At 67.1% G+C, this 18,141-nt stretch carries 13 protein-coding genes; 7 read left to right on the forward strand and 6 right to left on the reverse strand.

The window, feature by feature from the left end:
• Positions 1-10 precede the first annotated feature (10 nt).
• The 3 genes from XcodCFBP4690_RS12285 to XcodCFBP4690_RS12295 all read left to right on the forward strand — a co-directional run bounded on the left by XcodCFBP4690_RS12285 (position 11) and on the right by XcodCFBP4690_RS12295 (position 5,487).
• Positions 11-3,718 (forward strand): indolepyruvate ferredoxin oxidoreductase family protein, encoded by a 3,708-nt coding sequence (locus XcodCFBP4690_RS12285; RefSeq protein WP_104541201.1) that lies wholly within the window; start codon positions 11-13, stop codon positions 3,716-3,718.
• Between the two features lie 185 nt (positions 3,719-3,903).
• Positions 3,904-4,164 carry a helix-turn-helix domain-containing protein gene (locus tag XcodCFBP4690_RS12290; protein WP_104541202.1) on the forward strand — a complete coding sequence of 87 codons (261 nt, stop codon included), beginning with the start codon at positions 3,904-3,906 and terminating at the stop codon, positions 4,162-4,164.
• Between the two features lie 3 nt (positions 4,165-4,167).
• The gene (locus tag XcodCFBP4690_RS12295) at positions 4,168-5,487 is read left to right on the forward strand and encodes a type II toxin-antitoxin system HipA family toxin (protein ID WP_104541203.1); all 1,320 of its coding nucleotides are present in this window, start codon (positions 4,168-4,170) and stop codon (positions 5,485-5,487) included.
• 47 nt (positions 5,488-5,534) lie between these two features.
• Here XcodCFBP4690_RS12295 and egtD read toward each other — a convergent pair whose 3' ends face one another.
• On the reverse strand, positions 5,535-6,521 hold the full coding sequence (egtD, locus tag XcodCFBP4690_RS12300; RefSeq protein ID WP_104541204.1) for an L-histidine N(alpha)-methyltransferase: 987 nt from the start codon (positions 6,519-6,521) through the stop codon (positions 5,535-5,537).
• Complete coding sequence (gene egtB / locus XcodCFBP4690_RS12305) at positions 6,518-7,807, reverse strand: ergothioneine biosynthesis protein EgtB (RefSeq protein ID WP_104541205.1); 1,290 nt, start codon at positions 7,805-7,807, stop codon at positions 6,518-6,520. The genes egtD and egtB overlap by 4 nt, the downstream gene beginning before the upstream one ends.
• Positions 7,808-7,878: 71 nt before the next feature.
• Here egtB and XcodCFBP4690_RS12310 point away from each other — a divergent pair, with 71 nt between their 5' ends.
• The gene (locus tag XcodCFBP4690_RS12310; protein WP_146091889.1) at positions 7,879-9,063 is read left to right on the forward strand and encodes an aminotransferase class V-fold PLP-dependent enzyme; all 1,185 of its coding nucleotides are present in this window, start codon (positions 7,879-7,881) and stop codon (positions 9,061-9,063) included.
• A gap of 376 nt (positions 9,064-9,439) precedes the next feature.
• On the opposite strand, the gene XcodCFBP4690_RS12315 is transcribed toward XcodCFBP4690_RS12310, so the two are convergent.
• From XcodCFBP4690_RS12315 to XcodCFBP4690_RS12330, 4 genes are read right to left on the reverse strand one after another with little or no spacing between them, the layout of a single operon-like run.
• Complete coding sequence (locus tag XcodCFBP4690_RS12315) at positions 9,440-10,912, reverse strand: ABC transporter permease/substrate-binding protein (protein WP_104541207.1); 1,473 nt, start codon at positions 10,910-10,912, stop codon at positions 9,440-9,442.
• On the reverse strand, positions 10,909-11,646 hold the full coding sequence (locus tag XcodCFBP4690_RS12320) for an ATP-binding cassette domain-containing protein (protein WP_104541208.1): 738 nt from the start codon (positions 11,644-11,646) through the stop codon (positions 10,909-10,911). The genes XcodCFBP4690_RS12315 and XcodCFBP4690_RS12320 overlap by 4 nt, the downstream gene beginning before the upstream one ends.
• Before the next feature lie 48 nt (positions 11,647-11,694).
• Positions 11,695-12,021, reverse strand: a complete 327-nt coding sequence (locus XcodCFBP4690_RS12325) for an EF-hand domain-containing protein (protein WP_228962010.1) — start codon at positions 12,019-12,021, stop codon at positions 11,695-11,697.
• A gap of 58 nt (positions 12,022-12,079) precedes the next feature.
• Complete coding sequence (locus XcodCFBP4690_RS12330; protein WP_104541209.1) at positions 12,080-13,285, reverse strand: DesA family fatty acid desaturase; 1,206 nt, start codon at positions 13,283-13,285, stop codon at positions 12,080-12,082.
• Between the two features lie 144 nt (positions 13,286-13,429).
• Here XcodCFBP4690_RS12330 and XcodCFBP4690_RS12335 point away from each other — a divergent pair, with 144 nt between their 5' ends.
• The 3 genes from XcodCFBP4690_RS12335 to XcodCFBP4690_RS12345 all read left to right on the forward strand — a co-directional run bounded on the left by XcodCFBP4690_RS12335 (position 13,430) and on the right by XcodCFBP4690_RS12345 (position 17,845).
• Positions 13,430-14,260, forward strand: a complete 831-nt coding sequence (locus XcodCFBP4690_RS12335; protein WP_104541210.1) for an ABC transporter ATP-binding protein — start codon at positions 13,430-13,432, stop codon at positions 14,258-14,260.
• Between the two features lie 154 nt (positions 14,261-14,414).
• A complete protein-coding gene (locus XcodCFBP4690_RS12340; RefSeq protein WP_104541211.1) occupies positions 14,415-15,425 on the forward strand; it encodes a TIGR00266 family protein in 1,011 nt (336 codons plus the stop codon).
• A 1,382-nt stretch (positions 15,426-16,807) separates the two neighbouring features.
• Positions 16,808-17,845, forward strand: coding sequence for a patatin-like phospholipase family protein (locus XcodCFBP4690_RS12345; protein WP_104541212.1), 1,038 nt, complete (start codon positions 16,808-16,810; stop codon positions 17,843-17,845).
• The last annotated feature ends 296 nt before the right edge of the window (positions 17,846-18,141 follow it).

The following is an 18,141-nucleotide window of genomic DNA, read 5'->3' on the forward strand; positions in this document are numbered from 1 at the left end:
CGGGCACGCCATGACCAGTACTGCTGCACTTTCCTCTCCCGACTCTGCCAACACGCCGGAGCTCGGCCGGGTGGATGCGGACTACACGCTGGAGCACAAATACACGCGCGCCGATGGCCGCATCTACCTGTCGGGCGTGCAGGCGCTGGTGCGGCTGCCGCTGATGCAGCGGCTGCGCGACCAGGCCGCCGGCCTGGATACGGCCGGCTTCGTCAGCGGCTATCGCGGCAGCCCGCTGGGCGGGCTGGACCTGGAACTGTGGCGCGCGCGCAAGCATCTGGACGCGGCCCGGGTGACCTTCACCCCCGGTCTCAACGAGGACCTTGCCGCCACCATGGTGTGGGGCACCCAGCAGACCAACCTGTTCCCCGGCGCCAAGGTGCAGGGCGTGTACGGCATGTGGTACGGCAAGGGGCCGGGCGTGGACCGCAGCGGCGACGTGTTCAAACACGGCAACGCCGCCGGCACCTCCCCCTACGGCGGCGTGCTGGCGCTGGCCGCCGACGACCACGCCTGCCGCAGTTCGACCCTGCCGCATGGCTCGGAAGACGAATTCGTCAGCGCGATGATGCCCATCCTCAACCCGGCCGGGGTGCAGGACATCCTGGACATGGGCCTGCTCGGCTGGGCGATGAGCCGCTATACCGGGCGCTGGATCGGCTTCAAGACCATCGCCGAGACGGTGGAATCGTCCGCCTCGGTCGAGGTGAACCCGTTCGCGCGCAGCATCGTGCTGCCGGAGGACTTCGCGCTGCCGCCGGGAGGCCTGAGCATCCGCTGGCCTGACCCGCCGGTGGATCAGGAAATGCGCCTGCATCGCTATGCGGTGGCCGCCGCGCAGGCGTTCGCGCGCGCCAACGGCATCGACAAGGTGGTGCTGGACTGCCCGCAGGCGCGGCTGGGCATCGTTACCACCGGCAAGAGCTACCTGGACGTGCTGCAGGCGCTGGAATATCTGGGCCTGGATGCGCGCGCCTGCGCGCAGATCGGTATCCGCGTCTACAAGGTCGGCATGACCTGGCCGCTGGAGCCGGTGGGCATCGGCGCGTTTGCGCGCGGGCTGGAAGACATCGTGGTGGTGGAGGAAAAGAAGGCCTTCATCGAGCGGCAGATGAAGGAGCTGTTCTACAACTGGCCGGCCAGCGCCGGCGCGCGGCCGAGCATCGTCGGCAAGTACGACGAGCATGGCGCGTGGATCCTGCCTTCCACCGGCGAGCTGACCCCGGCCACCATCGCCGCGGTGATCGGCAAGCGCATCCTGCGCCTGCTGCAATCGAGCACGATCAACACCGATTCGATCGAGCAGCGCCTGCGCTGGATGGATGCCAAGGAAGCGGAAATGGCGCTGCCGCGCGCACAGTTCCCGCGTGTGCCGCACTACTGCTCCGGCTGCCCGCACAACACCTCCACCGCGGTGCCGGAGGGCTCGCGTGCACTGGGCGGCATCGGCTGCCACTACATGGTGACCTGGATGAATCGCGCCACCGACACCTTCACCCACATGGGTGGTGAGGGCGTCACGTGGTCCGGGCAGGCGCCGTTCACCGACACCGCGCATGTGTTCCAGAACCTGGGCGATGGCACCTACTTCCACAGCGGCTCGCTGGCGATCCGGCAGTCGGTGGCCACCGGGGTCAACATCACCTACAAGATCCTATACAACGATGCGGTGGCGATGACCGGCGGCCAGCCGGTGGACGGCACGCTGACCGTGCCGGACATCGCGCATCAGTTGCGTGCCGAAGGCATCCACGAGATTGCCGTGGTCAGCGACGACATCGGCAAATGGACGCGGCGGCGCGACCTGTTTCCTGCCGAGGTGGCCTTCCACGACCGCAGCGAACTGGAGGCGGTGCAGCAGCATCTGCGCACGGTCAAGGGCGTGTCGATCCTGATCTACGACCAGACCTGCGCCACCGAAAAACGCCGCCGCCGCAAGCGCGGCAAGCTGGTCGATCCGCCCAAACGCGTCATGATCAATTCGCTGGTGTGCGAAGGCTGCGGCGATTGCGGGGAAAAGAGTTTCTGCGTGTCGGTGTTGCCGAAGGAAACCGAATTCGGCCGCAAGCGCCAGATCGACCAGTCCAACTGCAACAAGGATTATTCCTGCGTCTCGGGCTTTTGCCCGAGCTTTGTCACCGTGCATGGCGGTGCGCCACGCAAGGGCAAGCGGCGCGATGCCAGCGCGCTGCTGGACAGCCTGCCCGAGCCGCCGCAGCGCACTACGCTGGAGCATCCCTGGAACATCCTGATCACCGGCGTCGGCGGCACCGGCGTGGTGACCATCGGCGCGCTGCTGGGCATGGCCGGGCATCTGGAAGGCAAGGGCGCCACCGTGCTGGACCAGACCGGGCTGGCGCAGAAAGGCGGCGCGGTGACCACGCATATCCGCATCGCACGCCAGCCCGACGACATCCACGCGGTGCGCATCGCCGCCGGCGAAGCGGATCTGGTGCTGGGCTGCGACATGGTGGTGGTCAACGACTATTGGGCGCTGTCCAAGGTGCGCGAGGTCCGCACCCAGGTGGTGCTCAACACCTACGAGGCGATGCCCGGCACGTTCACCACCCAGCCGGACCTGCAGTTCCCCGCCGCGCAGATCATCGCCGGCGTGCGGACCGCGCTGGGCGGGCGCGATCCCTTGCTGCTGGATGCCACGCAACTGGCCACCGCACTGCTGGGCGACGCCATCGCCAGCAATCTGTTCGTGCTGGGCTATGCCTGGCAGCATGGGCTGGTACCGCTGTCGCATGCGGCGCTGATGCGCGCGATCGAACTCAATGGCGCGGCAGTGGCGATGAACCAGCAGGCCTTCGCGTGGGGCCGCCTGGCTGCGATCGATCTGCCTGCGGTACAGCGCGCTGCGGGCCTGGCCGGCGCACCTGCGCCGGCGCACCTGCAGGGCGACACGCCGGCGCCACGCGCGCCAGGCAGTTGGGAAGACCACGACCTCAGCGGGCAGAGTGCGCCGCGCGCGTTGGCGCAAACCGATGGCGGCACGCTGCATCGCGAAGTCGATGCACCGGCCGCGCTGCTCGACGACGAGCAGCTGGCAGCCTCGCTGGACGAAGCCATCGCGCGTCGCATCGCGTTCCTGACCGACTACCAGGATGCGGCCTACGCGCAGCGCTATCGCGCACTGGTGGACCGCGTGCGCAGCCACGAGGCACAGCGCGTGCCCGGCAGCAGCGCACTGACCGAAGCGGTCGCCCGCTACGCCTTCAAGCTGATGGCCTACAAGGACGAATACGAAGTGGCGCGGCTGTACACACGCGGCGATTTCCAGCGCCGGCTGCAGCAGCAGTTCGAGGGCGACTACACGGTGCGCTTCCATCTGGCGCCACCGTTGCTGGCAAAGAAGGACGCACAGGGCAACCTGATCAAGCGCGAGTACGGGCCGTGGATGTTCACCGCCTTCAAGCTGCTGGCGCGGTTGAAGTTCCTGCGTGGCGGCAGGCTCGACGTGTTCGGCTACACCGCCGAGCGGCGCGGCGAACGCCAGCTGATTGCCGACTACAGTGCGACCGTGGCGCTGCTGCTGGAACGCCTGGATGCCGACAACGTGGGCCTGGCCGCAGAGATCGCCAGCATTCCCGAACATATCCGCGGCTATGGCCACATCAAGCATGCGCACCTGCAGGACGCCAAGGCGCGGGAAGCGGCGCTGCTGGCGCAATGGCGCAATCCGAAGGCGCTGCATGTGGTGCAGATGGCCTGATGCGATGCTCAAGTCACAGGGGCTGCGCCAGGGCCCCTCATCCGCCCTTCGGGCACCTTCTCCAGCAGGCGGGAGAGGGAAGGGATAAAGGCAATCTATAGATTGCTTTTTGGTAAGGCAACTTATAAATTGCTTTTTAGTAAGGAACGTCATACGTTGCCAATTCCTGACGCCCGTCATTCTCTATGGCTCTTTCCGCCTTCCCTATCCAGACGCCGCATCAACTGGGCCCGCTACTCAAGGCAATCCGCAAGCAACGGGGTTTGACCCAAGACCAGTTGGCAGAGCGGCTGGGCATTACACGTCAGGCGGTTGGCGCCCTGGAACGCAAGCCCGAAGCGGCTACCTTCGAGCGTCTGATGCGCGTCTGGGCCATCCTCGGCGTGGAGGTATCACTGGCCGTGCGCAACACCGATCCCCGCATGCCTCTCGAAGAAGATTGGTGAGCCATGGCCGACTTATATGTCTGGATGAATGGACAACGCGTCGCGCAGTGGCGTGAAGATCCACAGAGTGCACGACTGACCTACTTGCCAGAATGGCTGGATTCCTCCCTGGCGCGTCCCCTCTCGTTGTCGCTACCGCTGCTCCCGGAAGGCCAGTCGCATCGCGGCGATGTCGTCACGCACTATTTCGACAACCTGTTGCCTGACAGCACGAACATCCGGCGTCGCATGCGGGAACGCTTTAGGACCGACTCGGCCAGCACCTTCGACCTGCTGCAGGCGGTCGGCCGCGATTGTGTCGGTGCGATCCAGTTGCTCGCAGTCGATCAAGAGCCCGAGCATCTGCGCACCATCCAGAACAGGCCACTGACCGAGCTCGGCGTCGCCGATATGCTGCGCGGGGTCACCGCGCCCACGTTGCCCGGGCACCATGGTGATGGCGACGAATTTCGGCTGTCATTGGCTGGCGCCCAGGAGAAGACCGCTCTGCTATTGCACCAACGGCAATGGTGCGTGCCGTTGGGCAGCACGCCGAGTACGCACATCTTCAAATTGCCGCTGGGTCTGGTCGGCAATATGCGTGCCGACATGCAGGAATCGGTGGAGAACGAATGGCTGTGCGCGCAATTACTGGCGGCCTTCGGTATTCCCGTTGCAGCAACCACGATGGGGCGGTTCGAAGATCAGCGCGCTCTCATCGTCGAACGGTTCGACCGACGCCTTTCGTCGGATGGACAGTGGTGGATGCGACTTCCGCAGGAAGACCTGTGCCAGGCATTTGGCGTGTCTTCGTCCAAAAAATACGAGAGCGACGGCGGCCCTGGCATCGTGGAAATCATGGAGTTACTGCGCCAATCGAGTGAGCCCTCCGACCGCGCGACCTTTTTCAAGTCGCAAATCCTGTTTTGGCTACTCGCAGCCACCGACGGGCACGCAAAGAATTTCAGCCTGATGATCGAGCCTGGTGGCCGGTTCCGCATGACACCGCTTTACGATGTTCTATCGGTTTATCCCATCCTTGGCCGCCGCCCCCAGCAATTGGATCCACATCGCGCGTCGCTGGCGATGGCCGTCGTTGGTAAAAACCGGCATCGCCGCCTGAAAGATATCCGGCGTCGCCACTGGAACGACACTGCACGGGCCTGCGGAGTGCGTGGCGGTGCAGAGTCCTGGATCGAAGAACTGTTGGGGCAGGTGGAAGGCGCATTGGATCGTGTCGCCAATACGCTTCCACTGGAGTTTCCGAGTCTCCTCGCAGAAACCGTCTTCGGCGGCATCAGAAAAGCGGCCAAACATCTGCGTGAGATGCCGCCAGACCGCTGATAGCAGCCAAATACATCCTCGACCAATCGTAGGCTTGCCTGGTAACCCTACGCAGGGCGCAGCAAGCGCAGGCCGAACCAGTCCTTGGCATCGTTCCAGCCGTGGGTGACCTTGAGCCCGGCCGCGGCGGCCAGTTCGGCGAAGCGCGCATCGGTGTACTTGTAGCTGTATTCGACCTGCATCGCCTCGCCCTCGGCGAAGGCAATGTCCTGGCCACCCACCTGGACGCGCTGGTCGCGCTGGCTGACCAGGAAGGTCTCGATGCGGCCGCGTTCGCGCGCATAGACCGCCTTGTGACGGAAGCCGTCGAGAGCGAAATCGCTGCCGATCTCGCGGTTGAGCCGCGCCAGCAGGTTCAAGGTGAACTCGGCGGTGACGCCGGCGGCATCGTTGTAGGCCGCCGCGATCAGGCCGGCGTCTTTGTCCAGATCGATGCCGATCAACGCGCAGCCGTCGCTGCCCATGGTCTGGCGCATCGCATCCATCAGCGCGATGGCGGCGGTGTCGGTGAAATTGCCCAGCGTCGAGCCGGGGAAGAACACCAGATGCCGGCGCGCCGGGCGCTGCGCATCGGGCAGGCGCAGCGGCTTGGTGAAATCGGTGCAGACCGGCAGCATCTGGATCTGCGGAAACTGCTGGGCCAGCCGTGCGGTGCTTTCCAGCAACGCGGTGCGCGAGATTTCCAGCGGCGTATAGGCCACCACATCGCGCAGGCCCTGCAGCAGCAGCTCGGTCTTGCGGCCACTGCCGCTGCCGTATTCCACCACGTGCACACCGGCACCGATGGCCTGGGCGATCGAACCCATGCTGGCTTCCAGCAAGCCCAGTTCGGTGCCGGTGAGGTAATACTCCGGCTGCCGGGTGATGGCCTCGAACAACTGCGAACCGCGCGCGTCGTAGAAATACTTGGACGGCAGCGTCTTGGGCGTCTGCGACAGCCCGGCCAACGCGTCGGCAGTGATGTCGTCCGGCTGTGGACGCAGGTCGGTCAGCGCGGCATGGGCGCGTTGCATGGCATGGGCGGCAGCGTTCACGGCAGATCCTTGGCAAGGCGCACACCGGCAAACTGCCAGCGCGCGTCGGAGGGGAAAAAGTTGCGGTAACTGGCGCGCATGTGGCTCGCCGGCGTGGCACAACTGCCGCCGCGGAGCACCCATTGCGCGTTCATGAATTTGCCGTTGTATTCGCCCAGCGACCCCGGCCACGGCGCGAAGCCCGGATACGGCAGATACGCGCTGCCGGTCCACTCCCAGACATCGCCGAACAACTGCTGCAGGCCGGTATCCACGGCCTGCGCGCCGCGCGGATGCAAGGCATCGCTGTCGACAAAGTTGCCTTGCACCGGCACGCCGGTGGCAGCCAGTTCCCATTCGGCTTCGGTCGGCAGGCGTGCGCCGGCCCAGCGCGCGAAGGCGTCGGCCTCGAACAGGCTCAGATGGCAGGCCGGCGCGTGCGGATCGCGCACGCGCCAGCCATCGAGCGTGAACTCGCGCCCCTGCGCGTCCCAGTACAGCGGGTGCTCCCAGCCCTGCGCCTGCACCATCGCCCAGCCGTCGCTGAGCCAGGCGCCGGCGTTGCGGTAGCCGCCGTCGTCGATGAACTGCTGGAATTCGGCATTGCTGACCACGCGGCTGGCCAGCGCATGCGCACCCACCAGTACGCGGTGACGCGGCGACTCGTTGTCGTAGGCGAAGCGCTCGCTATGCGGCCAGGCAGGCGCACCGATCTGTGCAATCTGCTCCTCGCGCGCATGCCAGCGCACCGCACTGCCAGCGGCCGGCGGCGCTGCAGGCGTCTGGCGATAGGCAGGCTGCAACGGGTTGCTCCATAGCGCGTGCTTGATATCGGTCAGCAGCAGTTCCTGGTGTTGCTGCTCGTGCTGGATGCCCAGCTGCACGATGGTGCAGGCCTGCGCATCCAGCAGGCCGTCGCGCAGGCGTTGCTGCATGTGCGTATCCACCGCCGCGCGGTAGTCGCGCACTTGCTGCAACGACGGCCGCGACAACACGCCGCGGCGCGCGCGGGCATGCATCGGGCCAACGCTCTGGTAGTAGCTGTTGAACAGGAAGTCCCAGGCCGGATCGAACACGCGGTAGACCGGATCGGTCTGCAGCACGAACCGCTCGAAGAACCACGTGGTATGCGCCAGATGCCATTTGCTGGGGCTGGCATCGGGCATGCTCTGCACCATGGCGTCTTCGGCGCTCAGGGGTGCGGCGAGGCGATCGCTGAGCGCGCGGGTCTGCGCATAGCGGTCCAACAGGCTGAGCTGCTGGTGCTGGTGCTGGTGCTCGACCAGCAAGGGTGAGAGTGCAGACATCGCCGTATGCTTGGGGAGCGCCCGTGAACGCTCCGTGTCGGCGCGATGGCAGCCAGCGGTAAGCTGTGCGCATGTCATCGTCCCTGTTGTCCAGCCCGCTCCCCGCTCCTCTGGATTGGGCACACCGCCAGCAGGCGTTCGTGCTGCCCGGCGAGGTCGTTTATCTGGATGCCGCTTCGCGCGGACCGTTGTTGCGTGCGGTGCAGCAGGTGGCACACCAGGCCGTGGATGCGCTGGCCGTGCCCTGGCGCTTGCCTTTCGATGCGTGGCTGCAGCAGATCGAACATCTGCGCGCACTTGCGGCCGGCCTGTTCGACCATGATGTCGATGCGGTGGCCCTGCTGCCATCGGCCGCGCATGGCCTGGCCACCGCCGCGCGCAACCTGCCGCTGCAACGCGGCGATGCGGTGCTGGTGCTGGAGGGGCAGTTTCCGTCCAACCTGCTGATCTGGCAGCGCCGCTGTGCGGAGGTGGGTGCGCAGGTCGTGGCAATACCGACGAGCACCGGCAGCGTGTTGACCGATGCCGTGTTGCAGGCCATTGCCGACACTCCGGCGCTGCGTATCGCCAGCCTGCCGCAGGCGTACTGGCTGGATGGGCGGCAGCTGGACCTGGACCGCATCAGCGCCGCGCTGCAGGCACGCGGTGCAGCCCTGGTGCTGGACCTGAGCCAGAGCCTGGGCGTGCTTCCTACCGACCTGCCGCGCTGGAAGCCGGAATTCGTGGTCAGTGTCGGCCACAAATGGTTGCTGGGGCCGATGGGCCTGGCCTGGCTGTGGGTAGCGCCGCAGTGGCGTACACAGGGCGTGCCGATCGAGGAACACTGGATCGGCCGCGATGCCGGTAGCAGCTGGGAGTTTCCGGTTGCACAGTCTCCGCAGTATCGCGACGGAGCACGCCGCTTCGATGCCGGCGGGGTGGCCGATCCGCTGCGCATTGCGATGGCGACAGCCGCGCTGAAGCAGGTCAGCGCCTGGCAGCCGGTGCGCATCGCACAGGCGCTGGGCAGTCTGACCACGCGGTGGGATGCCGCCTTGCACGCACGTGGCCTGGGCCACTGGTGCACGCCTGGACATGCACCGCATCTCACCGCCCTGCAGCCGCCCGCCGCTGCGCTGGATGCGGTAGCAACGACGCTCGGCGCGCTCGGAGCGATCTGCACGCGCCGGCACGGGCGCTTGAGGATTGCGCCGCATTTGAATGTCACCGATCACGCGCTGGACCTTGTGATCGCAGCGCTTCCGGGTGAACGCTGAGGTATGGGCGGCGTTCCCGGTCACCACTGCGCCCCGACGCGTAGGAGCGGACCTGGCCGCGACCGGGCATGGCCCGAAGACTGCGCGCTGAGCGAGGCGGACAGGGGCTGTGCCAGGGCCCCTCATCCGCCCTTCGGGCACCTTCTCCCGCACGCGGGAGAAGGAGGTGACTGACGCTGGCGGGAGAAGGAAGTGACTGACGCTGGTGGGAGAAGGAAGTGACTGACGCTGGTGGGAGAAGGAAGTGACTGACGCTGGCGGGAGAAGGAAGTGACTGACGCTGGTGGGAAAAGGACGTGATCGGTGCTGGCGATGGCGGGCGGATGCAGCTGGGACAACGCTCGATGACGGCGAGCCCAGACCCGCAGGCTGCGTCTTAGCCCTGCTGGCCGATTCGCACACCGCGCGGGGTCGCCCAGCGCTCTATCCCCTCGAATACCGCCTGCACCAGCAACGCCAGCACCGCGGCCGGGATCGCGCCTTCCAGGATCAAACCAATGTCATCCAGGCGGATACCGGTGAGGATGGGCTGGCCGTAACCGCCCGCGCCGATCAGCGCACCCAGTGTCGCGGTGCCCACGTTGATCACCGCGGCGGTCTGGATGCCGGCTACGATCGTGCGGCGTGCCAGCGGCAGCTCGATGCGCCACAGCCGCGTCCATGCCGGCAGGCCGATCGCTTCGGCGGTCTGGCGCAGCTCGCGTGGGATCGAGGTCAGCCCGGCATGCGTGTTGCGCACGATCGGCAGCAGGCTATACAGGAACAGCGCCGCAATCGCCGGCCTGGCACCGATGCCGAACAGCGGGATCATGAAGACGAACACCGCCAGTGAGGGCAAGGTCTGCAGCACGCCGGTCAGCGACAGCACCAGCTGGCCCAGCCGTGGCCGTCGTGCCGCCAGCACGCCCAATGGCAGGGCGATCAGCAATGCCAATCCCAACGAGCTGCCGACCAGCGCCAGATGCTCGCCGGTGTAACGCCATAACCGGCTGATGCGCGAGGCGGTGTCCGAGACGGGCTTCACGCCCAGCCATTGCGCGGCCACTGCAGATTCGCTCTTGCGCTCCAGCTTCACCTGCGCATTGAGCTGCTGCATGGCCGCTTCGTCGATACGTCCCTGCAGGCCGTGCAAGGTCTGCAGCATCTTCGGCGCACGCTGTGCCAGATCCTTGCGGTACAGGAACACGGCCTGGTACTCGGGAAAATAATGAAGGTCGTCGCGCAGCACCTGCAGCTTGTAATACGGAATTTCCGCATCGGTGCTGTACAGATCGGTGACCTCGATGGCGCCGCTCTCCAGCGCACGATAGGCCAGATCGTGATCCAGGCCGGTGGCGGCTTGCGGCAGGGCATAGGCGGCGCGCACGCCCGGCCAGCCGTCGGCGCGCTGCATGAATTCGTTGCTCAGCCCGATCTTCAAATCCGGGTGGCGCGCCAGTTGCGACAACGTGGTGATGCCCAGCGCCTGCGCGCGCGCGCGCCGCATGCCGAACGCATAGGTGTTCTGAAAGCCGAGCGACTGCGTCATCGCCAGCCCGCGCGCGTCCAGTGCAGCGCGCAGCTCGGCGTGGCTGGCCTTGGGCAGTTGCAGCAGTTCCTGCGCCAGGGTGCCGGTGTATTCGGCATAGGCATCGATCTGCCCGGTTTCCAGCGCACGCCACAGGATGCGTGTGCCGCCGAGCTGGGCGCGATGCTGCACATCCACCCCGTCGCGCTTGCCGGCAGCGGTGGCGATTTCGCCCAGGATCACCGCTTCGGTGAAGTTCTTCGAGCCCACGGTGACCTGCGCCGCGTGTGCGCCCAGGCTGCACAGCAACAGCAGCACTGCCACCACCACGCGCGCGCTCATGCGGACTCGCCGATGCTGCGCTGGGCAGTGAGAAACCGCTGCACGAACGGGTCGGCCGGGTGCTTGAGCAGCGCGCGCGCACTGCCCTGCTGCAGCACGCGACCGGCGCGCATCAGCACCAGGGTGTCGGCCAGATACGCCGCCTCGGCGACATCGTGGGTGACCAGCACCACGGTCTTGCCGAGCCGGGCGAACAGCGCGCGCATCTGTTCCTGCAGGTCGTAGCGCACGATGGGGTCGAGCGCGCCCAGCGGTTCGTCCAGCAACAGCGCCGGTGGGTCGAGCATCAGCGCGCGGATCAGGCCCACGCGCTGGCGCTGACCGCCCGACAACTCGGCCGAGTAGCGCGCCAGCAACTCCGGCGGCAGCTGGCACAGCGCGCACAGCGTCTGCAGGCGCGCATCGATGCGCTCGCGCGTCCAGCCCAGCGTCTGCGCCAGCAACACCACATTGCTGCGCGCATCCAGATGCGGAAACAGACCACCCTCCTGGATCACATAGCCGATGCGCTGACGCTGCGCCTGCAGCCGCTCGCGTTGCAGTGGCGTGCCATCGAAGCCGACCGTGCCACTGTCGGGCCATTCCAGCCCGACCAGCAGGCGCAACACGGTGGACTTGCCAGCGCCGCTGGGCCCGATCACCGCGGTGGTGACGCCGCTGGCGAACGCCAGGCTGACATTGTCGAGCGCGAGGGACCGGCCGTAGCGCCGGCTGACCTGATCGAGTGTGAACATGCGCTCGAGCTTGCCGAAGGGGACGTCAGTCGAGCGCGAAGGCGTGCATCAGCGCGGCGGCGCCAGCAGCTCGCGTGCGCTCAGGTAGCCGTCGCCGTTGGCATCCTGGCGCGCGAAGCGCTCGATCAAGGTGGCGCGATGCGCGGCACGGGTGATCGGCTTGCCGCGCCGACCAGGCAACTCCTCGCCCTGCAGCACGCCGTCGCGATCGGTATCGCGCTGATCGAAGGCGTAGCTCATCCAGGCCAGATATTCGTCGCGACTGACCCGGCCGTCGCCATCGCCGTCCATGCGCTTGAGATACTCCTGGCTGTCCTGCACCTGGGCGTGCACGCTGCCTGTGGCGGCGCACGCCAGGCAGAACGCAAGCAGCAGGCGCGCGCCCGATCCGCTCGGCGCGCTGACCCACCTGGCAGCCAGTGCGCCGCTGCGCTTACGCACCACTCAGCGCATACCCCTTGAGCCGTGCCGCATAGGCCTGCAGCGCGGCATTGCCGCTGGCTTCGGCTTCGTGGCACCACTGCTGCAATTGCTTGAGCCGTTCGGAGGCGTCATGGCTGCGCGCTTCCAGCACCGCGGTCAGACGCGCGCGATAGTCCACCAGCGTGCGCATGCGCGGGCGTTGCGCCACCCAGGCCTGCAGCTGCGCGCGTGCATCCGGCTTGAGCCAGCGGCCATCGTCGACCAGACCCTTGCGCAGGCGCCGCGGCAACAACTCGCGCAGCTTGGCGCCGGTGGCAGCGGCCTCTTCGCGCAGCGCCGGCTTGAGCACGTTGCGCTGGTAGTCGGTCATGGCCTGGAAGCGATGCGACAGCAAGGCCTTGAGCGTGTCCGCATCGGGCACGGCGATGTTGGGGCGGATATCCAGCGACGGCGCCACCCGCAACACCTTGGCAAGGCCCAGCGCCTGCAGGCCGACAATGGCGATCCAGCCGATATCCAGCTCCCAGCGCCGCATCGAGAAACGCGCCGAACTGGGGAAGGCATGGTGGTTGTTGTGCAGTTCTTCGCCGCCGATCCACAGCGCCCACGGCGTGAGGTTGGTGGAGGTGTCGGCCGATTCGAAATTGCGATAGCCCCACCAGTGACCCAGCCCGTTGACCACGCCGGCGGCCCAGAACGGAATCCACGCCATCTGGATCGCCCACAGCGCGATGCCGGGCAATCCGAACAGCACCGTGTTGATCACGCCCAGCGCGATCGGGCCGGCATTGGCATGCGGGGTATACAGATGCCGTTCGATCCAGTCCGACGGCGCGCCCTTGCCGTATTGCTCAATGTCCGCACGCTCGGCACGCGCCTGGCGATACAACTCCACACCGCGCCAGAACACCTGGCCAATGCCCTTGGTCTGCGGGCTGTGCGGGTCTTCGTCGGTTTCGACCTTGGCGTGGTGCTTGCGATGGATCGCCACCCATTCGCGGGTGATCATCGAGGTGGTGAGCCAGGTCCAGAACCGGAAGAAGTGCGCCAGCACCGGGTGGAAATCCACACCGCGATGTGCCTGGCTGCGATGCAGGTACAAGGTCACCGCAAAGATGGTGAGCTGGGTGAACACCAGCAGCACCGCAAGCATGCCCCAGACACCCAGACCGGCAACGCCGGAGGTCAGGAAGTCGATGATCGGGTCGGGCAGCATCGGCAAGTCCACAGCGGCGGCGTCTCGTTGGTTGATGCAGACATGATGGGGGCGATCGCGGCAAACTTCACCCTTCGCTTGCGTAGGGTGTTGGCTACCTTCCTAAGCGATTCACACGTCTCCTCCATTGCCGATCTTTTCCGTATGACTGTTGCTGTCTCTTCTTCTGCCGCCGATACGCACGCACTGATCGAACTCGACCAGGCAAGTGTGATGCGCGGCCAGGTTCGCGTGCTGCACAGCTTGTCCTTGCGCATTGCACTGGGGCAGCACACCGCCATCCTCGGACCTAACGGCTGTGGCAAGTCGTCCTTCATCAAACTCATCACCCGCGAGCTATATCCGCTGGCGCGCGGCGATGGTCAGGCGGCGGTGAAGGTGCTGGGGCAGACGCGCTGGCAGGTGGACCGGTTGCGCTCGCAGCTGGGCATCGTCACCGGCGATCTGAGCGTCAACCTGGCCGACATGCCGGGACTGGATGTGGAAAGCGCGGTGCTGTCCGGTTTCTTCGTCAGCTACGTGGTGCCGCCGCACCGCGAGATCGGCGAGGACATGCGCGCCCGTGCGCGCGAAGCGCTGGCACTGGCGCGCGCCCTGCCGTTGCTGGACCGCCCGTTCGCCGAATTGTCGGCCGGCGAAGCCCGCCGCGTGCTGATCGCCCGCGCCCTGGTCAACCGTCCACAGGCGTTGCTGCTGGACGAGCCTTCCACCGGCCTGGATCTGGTCGCCCGCCAGCACCTGATCGATACCATGCGCGATCTCGCCCGGCAGGGCATCACGCTGGTACTGGTGACCCACCACATCGAAGAGATCGTGCCAGAGATTGCGCGCGTCATCCTGCTGCGCGCCGGCAAGGTGGTAGCCGATGGCAGCCGCGATGCCTTGCTGACCGATGCCAGCCTGTCGGCGGTGTTCGATGGCCCGGTGCGCGTGCAGCGCGATGGCCAGCGCTATTGGGCCACGGTAGGCGCATGACGCGCTGCCCGCCGTGAGCAGCGCGGCGCGTTGCCATACCGGCGTCCTTCGCAGCTGCAGCCCGACCGCCGCGTGAGGTCGTGACCTTGGACAGGGGGCGCAAGCGCTGCCGCTAAGGCTAGACTCCGCACACACACAGACAGGAGTCGTCTCGATGGCCCAGTGGTATTTCCATGTTCCCGGACAGGCCGACCGCATCGGTCCGCTCGACGATGCCAGCGCGCGTGCGCACGCCCAGCGCCAACCCGACGCATTGGCCTGGCGCGACGGACTTGATGGCTGGACCCCGGCCCGGCAGCTGGCCGAGCTGCACAGCGGCGGCAGCGCCCCGCCGCCGCTGACCGGCGCGGCCGGCAATGCCGACGAGATCGATTACCGCATCGTCGGCAACGACATGCAGTTCGTCGAAGTGGAGCTGGACCCGGGCGAAAGCGCGATCGCCGAGGCCGGCGCCCTGATGTACAAGGATTCGGCCGTGCAGATGGACACCGTGTTCGGCGACGGCTCGCATGCCGGCCAGAGCGGTGGCGGCGGACTGATGGGCAAGCTGCTGGCAGCCGGCAAGCGCGTGGTCACCGGCGAAAGCCTGTTCACCACCGTGTTCACCCATGCCGGCAGCGGCAAGGCCAAGGTGGCGTTCGCCGCACCCTACCCGGGTACGGTGCTGGCGCTGCGCCTGTCCGAACACGGCGGGCGGCTGATCTGCCAGAAGGACAGCTTCCTGGCCGGCGCGCGCGGGGTGTCGCTGGGCATCGCGTTCCAGAGGAAGATCCTCACCGGCCTGTTCGGCGGCGAGGGCTTCATCATGCAGAAACTCGAAGGCGACGGCTGGGTGTTCGTGCACGCCGGCGGCACCGTGATGGAGCGCGAGCTCGGCCCGGGCGAACGCATCGACGTGGACACCGGCTGCGTGGTCGCCTATCACGCCGGCGTGGACATGGACGTGCGCCGCGTCGCCGGCCTGAAGAGCATGTTCTTCGGTGGCGAAGGCGTGTTCCTGGCCACGCTCACCGGCCCTGGCAAGGTGTGGCTGCAATCGCTGCCGTTCTCGCGCATGGCCGGCCGCATGCTGCAGGCCGCCCCGCAGGCCGGCGGCCAGCAACGCGGCGAAGGCTCGGTGCTGGGCGGCCTGGGACGGCTGCTGGATGGCGACAACCGGTTCTGAGGGTTTCGGCGCGGTCGGGCCGCGTTTGCCGCGTTCTGTGGAACAAGCGCCATTCGGTGAACGCCCAGAAGCGGCGACCAGATCCGGCTTCCCTCGGAAGTGCGCCTGTCCTGAGCGACTGTCGCCCCCCCCTGCCCCCATCCGCCCTTCGGGCACCTTCCCCCGCAGGCGGGGGAAGGACATGTACGGCGTCGCTGTCGGGGAGAAGTCGAGCTGCGCGAGCATGTGTGGCGTCGAGATCTGGGGAAGTCGGTCGCTGTGCAAGCATGCATGGCGTCGTGTCTGAGGAAGTCGGTCGCTGCGCGAGCATGCATGGCGTCGTGTCTGGAGAAGTCGGTCCCTGCGCGAGCATGCATGGCGTCGTGTCTGGAGAAGTCGGTCCCTGCGCGAGCAGGGGTTGCGCTGCGCCGTCGCTCACTGAGCGGTACACACTTGCGCAATGGCGCTCCTGCACGGGCTGAGCCGGCACACTGTCCGTCCCCCGTAGACGGCCCCCTCTCCCGCCTGCGGGAGAGGGCTGGGGTGAGGGCAGCAGGTTCGCCCGCTGGCGCGATTGGCGACGCCTGGACGCTGCTGGAACGGCCTCCCCCCCATCCGCCCTTCGGGCACCTTCCCCCGCAGGCGGGGGAAGGACATGCATGGCGTCGAGATCTGGGGAAGTCGGTCCCTGCGCGAGTAGGGGTTGCGTTGCGCCGTCGCTCACTGAGCGGTACAGACATACGCAATGGCGCTACTGCACGGGCTGAGCCGGCACGCTCGGGCTGAACCGGCACACTGTCCGTCCCCCGCAGACTGCCCCCTCTCCCGCCTGCGGGAGAGGGCTGGGGTGAGGGCAGCAGGCAGGCACCGTATCTGAAGCGCGCACCGTCCTCGCCCGCTGGCGCGATCGGCGACGCCTGGACGTTGCTGGAACGGCCTCCCCCATCCGCCCTTCGGGCACCTTCCCCCGCAGGCGGGGGAAGGACATGCATGGCGTCGCTGTTTGGGGGAAGTCGATCTGCGCAAGCATGTATGGCATCGAGATCTCGGAGAGTCGGTCACTGCGCGATGGGGGTTGCGTTGCGCCGTCGCTCACTGAGCGGTACAGACATACGCAATGGCGCTACTGCACGGGCTGAGTCGGTACGCTCGGGCTGAACCGGCACACTGTCCGNTCCCGCCTGCGGGAGAGGGCTGGGGTGAGGGCAGCAGGCAGGCACCGTATCTGGAGCGCGCACCGTCTTCGCCCGTTGGCGCGATCGGCGACGCCTGGACGTTGCTGGAACGGCCTCCCCCATCCGCCCTTCGGGCACCTTCCCCCGCGGGCGGGGGAAGGACATGCGTGGCGTCACCGTTTCCGCGAGGCGTGTATTCTCCCTCGCCTTTCCCACGACCTTTTCGCCATGACTGCGCTCCACCGTCCCCGCTCGCTTTCGCTGTTGTGCATGCTCGGTCTGCTCGCGGCCTGCGGTGGAGAGCCGCGCGCGGCCGCACCGGCGCCGGTCGTGCAGCCGCCCACCACCGCCGCGCCCAAGCCGGTGAAGATCGGCATCGCCCTCGGCGGCGGTGCGGCCAAGGGCTTTGCGCATATCGGCGTGATCAAGATGCTCGAGGCCAACGGCTTCGCGCCAGTGGTGGTGTCGGGCACCAGCGCCGGCAGCGTGGTCGGCGCGTTGTATGCCAGCGGCATGGATGCGTTCCAGATGCAGGAAAAAGCCGTCGCGCTCGACCAGACCAGCATCCGCGATGTGCGGCTGTTGTCCGGCGGCCTGGTGCAGGGGCAGAAGCTGCAGGACTACGTCAATGCGCAACTCGGCGGCAAGCCGATCGAGAAGTTGCGCAAGCCGTTTGCGGCCGTGGCAACCCGCCTGGAAGACGGCGAACGCACTGTGTTCGTGCGCGGCAATGCCGGCCAGGCGGTGCGCGCGTCCAGCAGCATTCCCGGCGTGTTCGAGCCGGTGACCATCGGCAAATACCACTTCGTCGACGGCGGCGTGGTCAGCCCGGTGCCGGTGGATGCCGCGCGCCAGCTCGGCGCCGAGTTCGTGGTGGCGGTGGATATTTCCAGCAAGGCCAGCGGCAAGAACCCGGGCGATCTGCTGGGGACGGTGAACCAGTCGATCTCGATCATGGGCCAGCGCCTGGGCGAGGCCGAACTCAAGCGCGCCGACGTGGTGATTCGCCCCAAGGTCAGCGATATCGGCTCGGCCGATTTCAACCAGCGCGGCACCGCGATCCTGGAGGGCGAGCGCGCGGCGATGGCGGCGATGCCGCAGATCCGCGCCAAGATCGCGCAGTTGCAGGTCGCGCGCAGCAGCGCCGTGCGCAGCGCCGCCGAACAGGCCACCGCCGCAAAACAACAGGCCTACCAGCGCTGCCTGGAACAGCGCTCGCGCTGGGACAAGCTGCGCGGCAAGGACGAGGACTGCGTGGCGCCATGAGGCCGCTGCAGGTGCGATGCAAGGCCTGATGGCACCGCGCGATGGCGCCGCTGCCGCTCAGCGCGCGTAGCACCGCAGTCGTACACGCACACGATCGACATCGCCGGCCATGTGGCATCGCGCGTAAAGCTTCGCGCCTGCTTGTGCGAGGACCAATCGAAGGCAACGCAATGACGGCGGATGCTGGCGCCGGATGACCGATGCGGCGCGAGATACGCCTCGGCTGGGTTGATCGGTACGGCGTCGCGGCCAGGGCCGCTCCTACAAGAGCGGGCGCACTTTCGTGTGTACTGCGT

This window comes from Xanthomonas codiaei (assembly GCF_002939785.1).
In the GTDB taxonomy this organism is placed as follows: Bacteria; Pseudomonadota; Gammaproteobacteria; order Xanthomonadales; family Xanthomonadaceae; genus Xanthomonas; species Xanthomonas codiaei.